Genomic DNA, 12,283 nt, shown 5'->3' on the forward strand with positions numbered 1-12,283 from the left:
TTCGTGTCGGGTGTGCCGGCCGTCCGGAGTCTTTCCGGTCCGCCGGGGTCTTCCCGGTGCTCCGTTCAGTCGTCCGGTTCCCTGCGGCCGTCGGGCCGTCGGCGCCTGGCACCGTGACCGTGGGCGGCCGGGTCGCGGGCCACGGCCGTCACCGCGTCGGCGAGGCGGTCCAGCACGGCGTCCGCCTGTTCGTCGGTGATGGTCAGTGGCGGCAGCAGTCGTACGACACCGGCGTGACGGCCACCGAGTTCGACGATCAGGCCGCGCTCCAGGCAGGCGCGCTGCACGGCCGAGGCCAGTCCGGGAGCGGCGGGGCTCGGCCGGGACCGGGCTGCACCGTCCCACCCGCTCACCGCACCGCTCGCCGCACCGTTCTCCGCGCTGCTCACCGCACCGGTCTCCGCGCTGCTCACCGCACCGCTCGCCGCACCGTGGTCCACGCTGCTCGCCGCACCGCTCACGGCACCGTGCTCCGCGCTGGTGCACGCCGCCGGGACCGCATCACGGTCGCCGTGCGCCCCCGTCTCCCTCGCGTGGGCCGCCGTCTCCCCCGTTGGCTCCTCGCCCTCCGGGTCCACCAGCTCCAGCCCGATCATCAGTCCCCGCCCCCGTACGTCTCCCACGCACGCGAAATCGTCCTGGAGCCGCCGCAGTCGGGCGAGCATGCGGGCGCCGAGCAGGCCCGCTCGTTCGGCGAGGGCGTTCTCGCGGACGTGGGCGAGGGTGGCGGTGCCGGCGGCCATGGCGAGTTGGTTGCCGCGGAAGGTGCCGGCGTGGGCGCCGGGCTCCCAGACGTCGAGGTCGTCGCGGTAGACGACGACGGCGAGGGGGAGGCTGCCGCCGATGGCCTTGGACAGGACCATCACGTCGGGGGTGACGCCGCTGTGCTCGACGGCCCAGAAGGCGCCGGTCCTGCCCACCCCGGTCTGGATCTCGTCGGCGATCAGGGGGACGGAGCGGTCGGCGGTGAGCCGGCGCATCCGGCGGAGCCAGTCGTCCGGCGCCGGGATCACCCCGCCTTCGCCCTGCACGGGTTCGAGGATCATCCCGGCGGGCAGGGGGACGCCGGACTTGGGGTCGTCGAGGACGGTCTCGGTCCAGCGGGCGGCGAGTTCGGCGCCGCGGGGGCCGCCGACGCCGAACGGGCAGCGGTAGTCCTGGGGGTAGGGCAGCCGGGCCACGCGGACGTCACCGGCTCCGCCGGAGGCGGCCAGGGCGCCGGTGGTCATCCCGTGGTAGGCGCCGGTGAAGGCGACGATCCCGGTGCGGCCGGTCGCGGCCCGGACGAGTTTGAAGGCGGCCTCGACGGCGTCGGTGCCGGCGGGCCCGCAGAACTGGACGCGGGCGCGGTCGGCGAGGCCGGGCGGCAGGGTCCGGAACAGTTCGGTGATGAAGGCGTCCTTGACGGGGGTCGCGAGGTCGAGGACGGAGAGCGGGGCGCCGGAGTCGAGGACCTTGCGGATCGCTTCCAGCACCACGGGGTGGTTGTGGCCGAGGGCGAGGGTGCCGGCGCCGGAGAGGCAGTCCAGGTAGCGGCGACCGTCGGCGCCCTCGATGGTCAGGCCGCGGGCCCGCACCGGCACGATGGGCAGGGCGCGCGCGTAGGTGCGTGCCCGCGACTCACGCGCCGACTGACGCCTCAGAATCCCCTCCTGTGCCGCGCGCGCTCCCCCGAACGTCTCCCCGGTCACCGGCTCCGTCACGGCCACGGCTCGCTGTCCTCCCCGCTGTCCAGAGGCGACTTGATCGGCGGGCACCGGGCACAGGCAGCCGGACCCCCACCGCTACCAACCCCGGACCGTCCAGCGGGTTACGGGTCGCATCAAGATCCTTGCCGTGGCCTTGCCATGACCTTGCCGTGGACGGCACGGCCGACGTTCGAGGCGCCGGGCAGGAATGCGCCCTCCGGCCCCAGCCGAAACCCGGACCACTCCCGCGGCACGCATGCCACCGGTTGCCTGCGACGCGTGGATCCCGCTCAAGAACTGTGGTTGCCCTGCGGTGAGGCCCGTAGCAGAACCGTTGCCCAGCCATCGGGAGCGCCGCACAGGGAGCGCCTAGTGTGGCGCTGAAGTTCCTTACCGACAGGGGGAGTCACCACCATGCGATCCATCCGGCCGTCGTTCGCCCGTCGAGGTGGAGGGGGCGCGCCCCGTGCGCTGGCGGCCTTCGCCCTCGCCTCGGCGCTGGCGCTGACCGCCACCGCCTGCGGCGGCTCCGGCGACGACAACGCCGGTGGCCCGGCGTCCGCGTCCGCCACGGCCGACACCGGTGACGGCAAGATCAAGATCCCGGACGACATCAGGAACAAGCTCAAAGAGCACGGGATCGACATCGACAAGTGGAAGAACGGCGCCTGGAAGAACTGGGACAAGGACGACTGGCTGCGCGAGGCCAACGACTTCATCAACCCCATCATCAAGGGCCTGTGGGACCCGAACCGGATGCGGGACGCCAACGACCCCGACAAGAACAAGGGCGTCGACGACAACGACCTCTCCGGTGACCAGGGGGTGACCGACCCGACGCCGGAGGCGGTCCGGGCGAAGGCGGTGCGACCTGCGTACCACGCGAGCGCGGCCACCGCCGGGAAGGTCTTCTTCGACTCCCCCGAGGGCACGATGGTCTGCTCGGCGACGGTCGTCGAGGACCCGGCGCACCCGGGCAAGTCCAACCTGGTGTGGACGGCGGGGCACTGTGTGCACGCCGGCAAGAACGGCGGCTGGTACCGGAACATCGCGTTCGTGCCGTCGTACAACGACAAGGGGCTGACCGGTTCGGCGCTGGCGGCGGCGACCCGTTCGGAGGTCGCGCCGTACGGCGTCTGGTGGGGCGACGGGGCGCAGACCTCGCAGCAGTGGATCGACCAGGGCGGCGAGACGGGCGGTGACGGGGCGTCGTACGACTACGCCGTGATCCATGTGACGCCGGAGCAGGGCAGTGGCGGCAAGTCGCTGGAGGAGACGGTCGGTTCGGCGTTGCCGGTGAACTTCGGCGCGCCGGCGGTGCCGAAGGTGTCGAGCATCACCGCCACGGGGTATCCGGCGGCGAAGCCGTACGACGGGTCGCTGCTGTATCAGTGCGCCGACAAGCCCGGACGGCTGTCGGTGGATGCGTCGGCGCCGACGATGTACCGGATCGGGTGCACGATGACCGGCGGGGCGTCGGGTGGTGGCTGGGTGGAGACGGGCGCCGACGGCAAGCCGGCGCTGGTGTCCAACACGTCGATCGGGCCGGTGAGTTCGGGGTGGCTGGCGGGGCCGCGGTTCGGGGATGTGGCCAAGGGTGTGTACGAAGGGGTCAGCAAGGAGTTCGCTGATCAGTGAGGGGGGTGGGGGTCGCCTGCGCGCCGTGGTGTGCCCGGTGTGCCGGCGGCTGACTCGCCGTCGTGGTTGATCGCGCAGTTCCCGGCGCCCCCCGAAGGGACGCGTAAAGGCCCGCCCCCTCAGGAAGTGGGGGCGGGCCTTCGCTCGGGAACCGTCAGGCAGCCGGAGCCGGGACGTACGGTGCCAGCTCCGCCGCCAGTTCCTCGTGGACGCGGACCTTGAGGAGGGTGCCCTCGGCGGTGTGTTCCTCCGAGAGGACCTCGCCCTCGTTGTGGGCGCGCGCCACCAGCTTGCCGTGGGTGTACGGGACCAGGGCCTCGATCTCCACCGACGGGCGGGGCAGCTCGTTGTCGATGAGGGCGAGGAGCTCCTGGATGCCCTGGCCGGTGCGGGCCGAGACCGCGAGGGACCGCTTCTCGTTGCGCAGCAGGCGCTGGAGGACCAGCGGGTCGGCCGCGTCGGCCTTGTTGATCACGACGATCTCGGGTACGTCGGTGGCGCCGACCTCCCTGATCACCTCGCGCACGGCGGCCAGCTGCTCCTCCGGTACCGGGTGCGAGCCGTCGACCACGTGGAGGATCAGGTCGGCGCCGCCGACCTCCTCCATGGTGGAGCGGAACGCCTCGACCAGGTGGTGGGGCAGGTGGCGGACGAAGCCGACGGTGTCCGTCAGGGTGTGCAGGCGGCCACTGGGCGTCTCCGCGCGGCGGACGGTCGGGTCCAGGGTCGCGAACAGGGCGTTCTCGACCAGGACGCCGGCGCCCGTGAGTCGGTTGAGCAGGGAGGACTTGCCGGCGTTGGTGTAGCCCGCGATGGCGACGGACGGCACCTTGTTCCGACGGCGCTCCTGGCGCTTGATCTCGCGGCCGGTCTTCATCTCCGCGATCTCCCGGCGCATCTTCGCCATCTTCTCGCGGATCCGCCGCCGGTCCGTCTCGATCTTGGTCTCACCGGGACCACGGGTGGCGAGGCCGCCGCCCTTGCCGCCGCCCATCTGGCGGGACAGCGACTGACCCCAGCCGCGCAGCCTCGGCAGCATGTACTGCATCTGCGCGAGCGAGACCTGCGCCTTGCCCTCGCGGGACTTGGCGTGCTGGGCGAAGATGTCCAGGATCAGGGCGGTCCGGTCGATGACCTTGACCTTGACGACGTCCTCCAGCTGGATCAGCTGGCCCGGGCTGAGCTCACCGTCGCAGATGACGGTGTCGGCGCCGGTCTCGACGACGATGTCGCGCAGCTCCAGGGCCTTGCCGGAGCCGATGTAGGTGGCCGGGTCGGGCTTGTCGCGGCGCTGGATGACGCCGTCGAGCACGAGTGCGCCCGCGGTCTCGGCGAGGGCGGCCAGCTCCGCGAGGGAGTTGTCCGCGTCCTGCACGGTGCCCGAGGTCCATACCCCGACCAGCACGACCCGCTCCAGGCGGAGCTGTCGGTACTCGACCTCGGTGACGTCCTCGAGCTCGGTGGAGAGGCCCACGACACGGCGCAGGGCCGCACGCTCGGAACGGTCGAACTGGTCGCCGTCCCGCTCTCCGTCGATCTCGTGGCTCCAGGCGACGTCCTCTTCCATCAGGGCATCGGCCCGAAGACCGTCGGGGTAGTCCTGCGCGAGGCGCCTGGTGTCCTGGGAAGAGGAAGAAGAGGAGGTCATTGGGTCCTTACGTCGATGGGAGTGCCGAAGTCGGCCAGTACCTTGTCAACGTACGAGTACCCCGGGAGATTCCCCGCGACCCGTACCGTGCCGACCTGAGCCGACCTGAGCCGACCTGAGCCGACCTGAGCCGACCTGAGCCGACCTGAGCCGACCTGAGCCGACCTGCGGCCGGCCGTGCCGGCTTGTGCCGACCCCACGATGGTCGCACGGTGCGCCCCGTCCTGGCACCGTGTTATTCCCGGGGCCGTCCCGCCGTCACTTCTTGGTCTGCTTCTTCGGGGCCGGGACCTGCTTCCAGTCCGGGTGGCCGGGCATCGGCGGGGTCTTCGCGCCGTACAGCCAGGCGTCGAAGAAGCCGGTGAGGTCCCGGCCCGCGACCGCGGAGGCGAGGCGGACGAAGTCGGCGGTGGTGGCGGTGGCGTCCTTGTGCCGCTGGACCCAGATCCGCTCCAGGCGCTCGAAGGCGGGCTTGCCGATCTCCTGGCGCAGGGCGTAGAGGGCGAGGGCGGCGCCGTCGTAGATGTTGGGGCGGAAGATACTGATCTTCTGGCCGGGGTCGGGGGCCTTGGGCAGGGCGGGCGGCCCGCCGGCGGCGCGCCAGCGGTCGGAGGCGCCGTACGCGGCCTTCATGCGGTTGATCATGGGCTGCTTGCCCTTCTCCTCCGCGTACAGCTCCTCGTACCAGGTGGCGTGGCCCTCGTTCAGCCAGACGTCGGACCAGACGCGCGGGCTGACGCTGTCGCCGAACCACTGGTGGGACAGTTCGTGCACCATGACCGACTCGATGTACCACTTGGGGTACGCGGGCTCGGTGAACAGGTTCTTCTCGAAGAGGGAGAGGGTCTGGGTCTCCAGCTCGAAGCCGGTGGACGCCTGCGCCATGAGCACCCCGTACGTCTCGAACGGGTAGGTGCCGACCTTGCTCTCCAGCCAGGCGATCTGGTCCGGGGTCTTGGCCAGCCAGGGTTCGAGCTTCTTGGCGTCGGCGCTCGGGACCACGTCCCGGACGGGCAGGCCGTGCGGTCCGGCGCGGTGCAGCACGGCGGAGCGGCCGATGGAGACCTGGGCCAGCTCGGTGGCCATGGGGTGCTGGGTGCGGTAGGTCCAGGTGGTCCGGCCGCCGGTGCGGACGGAGCCGGTGGGCAGGCCGTTGGCGACGACGGTGTAGGCGTTCGGGGCGGTCACGTGGAACGTGAACATCGCCTTGTCGGACGGGTGGTCGTTGCACGGGAAGACCAGGTGGGCGGCGTCGGCCTGGTTGGCCATGGCAAGCCCGTCGGTGGTGCGCACCCAGCCGCCGTCCTGGCCCTTGGCGGAGACCGGGTCGCTGGTGTGCTTCACCGTGATCCGCGTCCAGTCGCCCCGGCGCAGCGGACTGTCCGGCGTGACGACCAGGTCCTCGCCGGCGCCGGTGAAGGCGGCGGGCCGGCCGTCGACCTCGACGGACTCGACCTTGCCGTGCGCGAAGTCGAGGTTGAGGCGCTCCAGGTCGGTGGTGGTCCACGCGTCGATGGTGGTCACGGCCTGCAGCGGCTTGTCGTTGCTGCCCGGATAGGTGAAGGAGAGGTCGTACGACGCCACGTCGTACCCCGGGTTGCCGAGGTACGGGAAGAGCCGGTCGCCGACGCCGAGCGGGGCCGGCGGGGCGCTCGCGCCGAGGAGGGCGACGGAGACGGCGGAGGCGAGGAGGGCGGCGGCCCGCCGGTGCCGGAACGGTCGGGTGGCACGCTGTGCAGCGCGGCGGGTGCGGAGGGTGAGCGGCATGGACCACCGCTACCAGCGCACCCCCCGCTCATGGTGCCGACTCGCGACCAATCCACCCGAACGAGTAAGTCACTGGTGTTGCGCTCGGCCGACGTCGTACACACCGGGCACGTTGCGCATCGCGCGCATCAGGGCGGGCAGGTGGGCCGCGTCGGGGAGCTCCACGGTGTACGTGTGCCGGACGCGCTGCTGGCTGGGAGGTTCCACGGTCGCCGAGACGATCTCGGCGCCCTCCTGGGCCATCGCCTCGGTGAGGTCGGCGAGCAGATGGGCCCGGCCGAACGATTCGGCGACCAGGGTGACCCGGCAGCCGCTGCTGTCGCCCCAGCTCACGGGTGTCTCGGGGCGCCCGGTGCTCTTCATGTGGGCCACCGAGGCGCACTCCACGCGGTGCACGGTGACCACTCCCCCGCGCACGGCGAAACCGGTGACCTCGTCGGGCGGTACGGGGGTGCAGCAGCCGGCCAGCCGTACGGTCGCGTCCGGGCGGTCGGCGACCACGGCGGTGGCGGTCCGGGGGGCGGTGCCGGAGGCGGGGAAGTCGGGTACGGGACGGCTCGGCGCGGGGGCCGGCGGCTCCTCGGTGCTGTCCGGGTGGGCGGCGAGCCAGCGCTGGATGGCGATCCGGGCCGCCGGGGTGTGGGCGTGCTCCAGCCACTCCCGGGAGGGCTCGGAGGCCGGGTCCTGGCCCATCAGGAGCTGGACGGTGTCCCCGTCCTTGAGGACGGTGCTGAGGGTCGCGAGGCGGCCGTTGACGCGGGCGCCGATACAGGCGTGGGCGTCCTCGCCGTACTGGGCGTAGGCGGCGTCGACGCAGGTGGCTCCCTCGGGGAGGCCGAGAGTGCCGCCGTCGGGGCGGAAGACGGTGATCTCGCGGTCCTGGGCGAGGTCCTCGCGCAGGGTGGACCAGAAGGTGTCGGTGTCCGGGGCGGCCTTCTGCCAGTCGAGGAGGCGGGAGAGCCAGCCGGGGCGGGTGGGGTCGGCGCGCTCGCCGTCGGCCGCGTCGGCCTGGGCGCCGGAGGTCTCCGGTGCGGAGGCGTCGGCCGCGGGGGCGTAGGGGTTGCCGAGGGCGACCACGCCGGCCTCGGCGACCTTGTGCATCTGGTGGGTGCGGATGAGGACTTCGGCGACCTGTCCGTCGGCGCGGGCGACCGCCGTGTGCAGCGACTGGTACAGGTTGAACTTCGGTACCGCGATGAAGTCCTTGAACTCCGAGACCACCGGGGTCATACAGGTGTGCAGTTCGCCGAGGACGGCGTAGCAGTCCGCGTCCTCGCCCACCAGCACCAGGAGCCGGCCGAAGTCGGCGCCGCGCAGCTCGCCGCGTTTGCGGCTGACGCGGTGGACGGAGACGAAGTGGCGGGGCCGGATGAGGACTTCGGCGGGGATGTCGGCCTCGCGCAGGACCCCGCGCACCTCCTCGGCGATGCCCGCGAGGGGGTCGTCGGTGCGGGCCGCGTTCTCGGCGATCAGCTCCCGTGTGTGCTCGTACTCCTCGGGGTGCAGGATGGCGAAGACCAGGTCCTCCAGCTCGGTCTTGAGCGCCTGCACGCCGAGCCGTTCGGCGAGCGGGATGAGCACGTCACGGGTGACCTTGGCGATGCGTTCCTGTTTCTCGCGGCGCATCACGCCGAGGGTGCGCATGTTGTGCAGGCGGTCGGCGAGCTTGATGGACATCACCCGGACGTCGCTGCCGGTGGCGACGAGCATCTTCCGGAACGTCTCGGGTTCGGCGGCGGCCCCGTAGTCGACCTTCTCGAGTTTCGTCACCCCGTCGACCAGGTAGCGGACCTCCTCGCCGAACTGTTCCCGCACCTGGTCGAGCGTCACGTCGGTGTCCTCGACGGTGTCGTGGAGCAGAGAGGCCGTCAGAGTCGTGGTCTCGGCGCCGAGTTCGGCGAGGATGAGGGTGACCGCGAGGGGGTGGGTGATGTACGGCTCGCCGCTCTTGCGCATCTGGCCGCGGTGCGAGGACTCGGCCAGCACGTAGGCGCGGCGCAGGGGTTCGAGGTCGGCGTCGGGATAGTGGGCGCGGTGCGCCTCGGCGACGTGGCCGATGGCGTCGGGGAGTCTGCCGCGGGCGGCGTTGCCGAGCAGCGCGGCCAGGCCGAGCCGGCGCAGGTCGATCCGGGCGCGGGCCTTCCTGCGGGCCACAGTGGGCACTACAGGACCGGGCGTCGCAGGGTTCGTGGCCTCCGCACTCATGGGCACCTCCGGCTCGTGGACCGGTGGACGGGGCCCCAGGGCGTACGAGGCTCAGGGATTGGCGACGTTCCCCCGTCCGTGCCGGTGCTTGATGCTATCGAGCCCATCGCGCCCGATTGACCGGCTCCGGCCGAGCGTGAAACGGATCACCCAATCGAGCGACGATTTCGAGGTTTACGATTTTGCGCCACCTGTTCGGGGGGTGGCCGACGTTTCTCGCCAGGGGTGACGACGCGGGCCGTGGATCGAGGTGCTGGAGGACGGCCCTGACCTCGGTTCCGGGCGCGCGGTCACCTCAACGCACGGCGTTTTCCAGCCACTCGGCGTCGATCTCGCCCGTGGCGACAATCACTGCGGGGCCGGTCATCTCGATCTCGCCGTCGGGCCGCTCGGTGATGACGAGCCGTCCGCCGGGCACGTCCACGGTGTACGTCACCGGGGTACCGGTGACCGAGGGGTCGGCGCCGTCGCGGCGGGCGGCGGCCACGGCGACGGCGCAGGCGCCGGTGCCGCAGGAGCGGGTCTCGCCGGAGCCGCGCTCGTGCACGCGCATGGCGACGTGGCGGGGGCCGCGGTCGGCGACGAACTCGACGTTGACCCCTTCGGGGTAGGCCGACGGGGGGCTGAAGGGGGGCGGGGTGTAGAGGTCGCCGGCGTCGGCGAGGTCCGCGACGAAGGCGACGGCGTGCGGGTTGCCCATGTTCACGTTCCGCGCGGGCCAGGTGCGGTCGCCGACGCTGACGGTCACGTCGCCCTCGGGGAGGCGGGCGCTGCCCATGCCGACGGTGACGTCACCGTCCTTGGCGATGTGCACGGTCTTGACACCGCCGCGGGTGGCGACGGTGAGGTCGCCCTCCGTGACGTGGCCGGCGTGCTGGAGGTAGCGGGCGAAGACACGGACGCCGTTGCCGCACATCTCGGCGATCGAGCCGTCGCCGTTGCGGTAGTCCATGAACCACTCGGCGTCGGCGGCCATCCCCTTGGCCTCGGGGTGCGCGGCGGACCGTACGACGTGCAGCACGCCGTCGGCTCCGATGCCGGCGCGGCGGTCGCAGAGGGCGGCTACGGCGGCCGGGGTGAGGTCCAGGGCGTTGCCGGGGTCCGGGACGATCACGAAGTCGTTCTCGGTGCCGTGGCCCTTGAGGAAGGGGATGCTCATTCTTCGAGGGTAAGGGAGGGTGGTGGGGTACTTCGGGTGCGGGCCGGTGGGGGCTGGTCGCGCAGTTCCCCGCGCCCCCGACGGGGCGCTCTTCAGCGCAGGCGCGCCACGCGCCATACCGCCAGGACGACCACGATCGCCACCAGGACCACGTACCCGATCACCACGCGCCAGTCGGGCCTGCGGGCCGAGCCCCGTGCCGGGAGGCCGGGCCAGGTGTAGCCGACCTTCCGCGCGGCCATCATTCCCCAGCCGGCCGCGCAGGAGCAGATCAGCAGGCCCAGCATGGCGATCACCGCGCCGCTGTCGCCGAAGTCGAAGGCCAGCGGGAAGGCGAACATCAGGGAGCCGACGGCGGCCAGGCCGACGATGGGGGCGAGCTGCCACAGGCGCAGGCGGCGCTGCGGGCGGAGCTCGACCTCGACCTCGGGGCCGCTCGCGAACATCTCCTCCGGCTCGGGGCCGTCGGCGGTGACGCCGCCGCCCACCGTGTCGTCGGGACCGTCCGGCGAGAGTCGCCCCTCGCCCTCGTCGTCGGCACCCGGTTCAAGGGCCTCGACGGCGACGTGCTCGGTGTCGTGTGCGGTGTCGCGAGGGCCGGCCTCCATCGCCACGCGCCCTCCCAACCTAGGACTCCACTTGCGATCGAAGCTCGATGATGGCACGGCGCCGGAGGCCTCGATGACCGGTGGCGCATCCCGATGCCATGACGTGATCAGGCTGTGACCGGTCGTTCGACCAACGCCAGGGCCTGCCGCGGAAGTTCCTCGCGGTCCGCCGCGGCCCCACTCAACCAGTGCACCCGGGGGTCGCGCCTGAACCACGAATCCTGGCGGCGCGCGAAGCGCTTGGTGGCACGGACGGTCTCCGCGCGGGCTTCCGCTTCCGTGCACTCGCCGGCGAGCGCCGCCAGGACCTGCTGGTAGCCGAGGGCGCGCGAGGCCGTGCGTCCCTCGCGCAGCCCGTGCGCCTCCAGTGCGCGCACCTCGGCCACGAGTCCGGCCTCCCACATCCGGTCGACGCGCAGCGCGATCCGCTCGTCGAGTTCGGGGCGGGCCACGTCGACGCCGATCTGGACGGTGTCATAGACCGAGTCGTGGCCGGGCAGGTTGGCGGTGAAGGGGCGCCCGGTGATCTCGATCACCTCCAGTGCGCGGACGATGCGGCGGCCGTTGCTGGGCAGGATCACGCGGCCCGCCTCCGGGTCGGCGGCGGACAGCCGGGCGTGCAGGGCGCCGGAGCCGCGCAGGGCGAGCTCGTCCTCCAGACGGGCCCGGACCTCGGGGTCGGTGCCGGGGAACTCCAGGTTGTCGACGGCGCCGCGGACGTACAGCCCACTGCCGCCGACCAGGACCGGCCAGCGGCCCTCGGCGAGCAGGGCGTCGATGCGGGCGCGGGCGAGCCGCTGGTACTCGGCGACGGAGGCGGTGACGGTCACGTCCCAGATGTCGAGCAGGTGGTGCGGGACCCCGGCACGCTCCCCGGGCGTCAGCTTGGCGGTGCCGATGTCCATCCCCCGGTACAGCTGCATGGAGTCGGCGTTGACGACCTCGCCGCCGAGCCGCTGGGCCAGGAAGACGCCGAGGTCGGACTTTCCGGCCGCGGTGGGGCCGACGACGGCGATGACACGGGGGGCGAGGGGTGCGCTGCTCACGGCACCAGTCTCGCAAACCTCGGAGGCGGCTCTCGAACGAGTTACGTGACGGAGCGTGTCCGGCTTCGTTGCCCGTTGCGAGGTTCCCGCCACCGCCGCCGAGAGGCCGCGACCGGTCCGGCGCAATCGGACGCACCGGGGTCACGCGGGATTTCGCTCGCACGAGTAACGTATGGAGTGGATATGGGCGTTTTTGCACGGTTCTTCGGGAAGAAGCAGAAGGTGTCGGAAGAGCCGAGGACGCCGGAGGAGCCGGAGGTCAAGGCGTCGGCCGGGGCCGAGCCCGAGGAGGCCGGACCGGAGAACGCCGCGGAGGAGGCGGCCGAGGCCGAGGCCGCGCCGAAGGGCTCCGGCGAGGAGGACGGCCGGGGCACGGACGCGCGGACGGAGCCGGAGCACGCCGCGGCCGCCGCCGACAACACCGAGATCCCCAAGCAGCAGTCCGCCAAGGAGGCCGCCGACAACGAGGCCGGCGAGGGCGCCCGGACATAACGGCCCGCGAGGGGACGCCATAGGGAAGGTAA

General features: G+C 72.2%; 9 protein-coding genes. 2 read left to right on the forward strand and 7 right to left on the reverse strand.

Annotated elements, in window-relative coordinates; genetic code table 11:
• Positions 1-65: 65 nt before the first annotated feature.
• Positions 66-1,709 (reverse strand): diaminobutyrate--2-oxoglutarate transaminase family protein, encoded by a 1,644-nt coding sequence (locus ACIQVL_RS40305; protein WP_403477908.1) that lies wholly within the window; start codon positions 1,707-1,709, stop codon positions 66-68.
• Positions 1,710-2,102: 393 nt separating this feature from the next.
• Here ACIQVL_RS40305 and ACIQVL_RS40310 point away from each other — a divergent pair, with 393 nt between their 5' ends.
• Positions 2,103-3,326, forward strand: a complete 1,224-nt coding sequence (locus tag ACIQVL_RS40310; RefSeq protein ID WP_403439312.1) for a trypsin-like serine peptidase — start codon at positions 2,103-2,105, stop codon at positions 3,324-3,326.
• A gap of 154 nt (positions 3,327-3,480) precedes the next feature.
• Here the strand turns inward: ACIQVL_RS40310 and hflX are convergent, their stop codons facing one another.
• From hflX to miaA, 6 genes are all read right to left on the reverse strand, one after another.
• On the reverse strand, positions 3,481-4,974 hold the full coding sequence (gene hflX / locus ACIQVL_RS40315) for a GTPase HflX (RefSeq protein ID WP_403477909.1): 1,494 nt from the start codon (positions 4,972-4,974) through the stop codon (positions 3,481-3,483).
• A 258-nt stretch (positions 4,975-5,232) separates the two neighbouring features.
• Complete coding sequence (locus ACIQVL_RS40320) at positions 5,233-6,741, reverse strand: M1 family metallopeptidase (RefSeq protein ID WP_403439316.1); 1,509 nt, start codon at positions 6,739-6,741, stop codon at positions 5,233-5,235.
• A gap of 69 nt (positions 6,742-6,810) precedes the next feature.
• Positions 6,811-8,946: a RelA/SpoT family protein gene (locus ACIQVL_RS40325; protein WP_403439318.1), complete on the reverse strand. Its 2,136-nt coding sequence runs from the start codon at positions 8,944-8,946 to the stop codon at positions 6,811-6,813.
• A gap of 295 nt (positions 8,947-9,241) precedes the next feature.
• Complete coding sequence (gene dapF / locus ACIQVL_RS40330; protein WP_403477910.1) at positions 9,242-10,105, reverse strand: diaminopimelate epimerase; 864 nt, start codon at positions 10,103-10,105, stop codon at positions 9,242-9,244.
• 92 nt (positions 10,106-10,197) lie between these two features.
• Positions 10,198-10,713: a hypothetical protein gene (locus tag ACIQVL_RS40335; RefSeq protein WP_403477948.1), complete on the reverse strand. Its 516-nt coding sequence runs from the start codon at positions 10,711-10,713 to the stop codon at positions 10,198-10,200.
• A gap of 107 nt (positions 10,714-10,820) precedes the next feature.
• A complete protein-coding gene (gene miaA / locus ACIQVL_RS40340) occupies positions 10,821-11,759 on the reverse strand; it encodes a tRNA (adenosine(37)-N6)-dimethylallyltransferase MiaA (protein ID WP_403477911.1) in 939 nt (312 codons plus the stop codon).
• A gap of 183 nt (positions 11,760-11,942) precedes the next feature.
• Here miaA and ACIQVL_RS40345 point away from each other — a divergent pair, with 183 nt between their 5' ends.
• Positions 11,943-12,251, forward strand: a complete 309-nt coding sequence (locus tag ACIQVL_RS40345; RefSeq protein ID WP_403439324.1) for a hypothetical protein — start codon at positions 11,943-11,945, stop codon at positions 12,249-12,251.
• Positions 12,252-12,283: the final 32 nt, after the last annotated feature.

This window comes from Streptomyces sp. NPDC090499 (assembly GCF_044769305.1).
Lineage (GTDB): Bacteria > Actinomycetota > Actinomycetes > Streptomycetales > Streptomycetaceae > Streptomyces.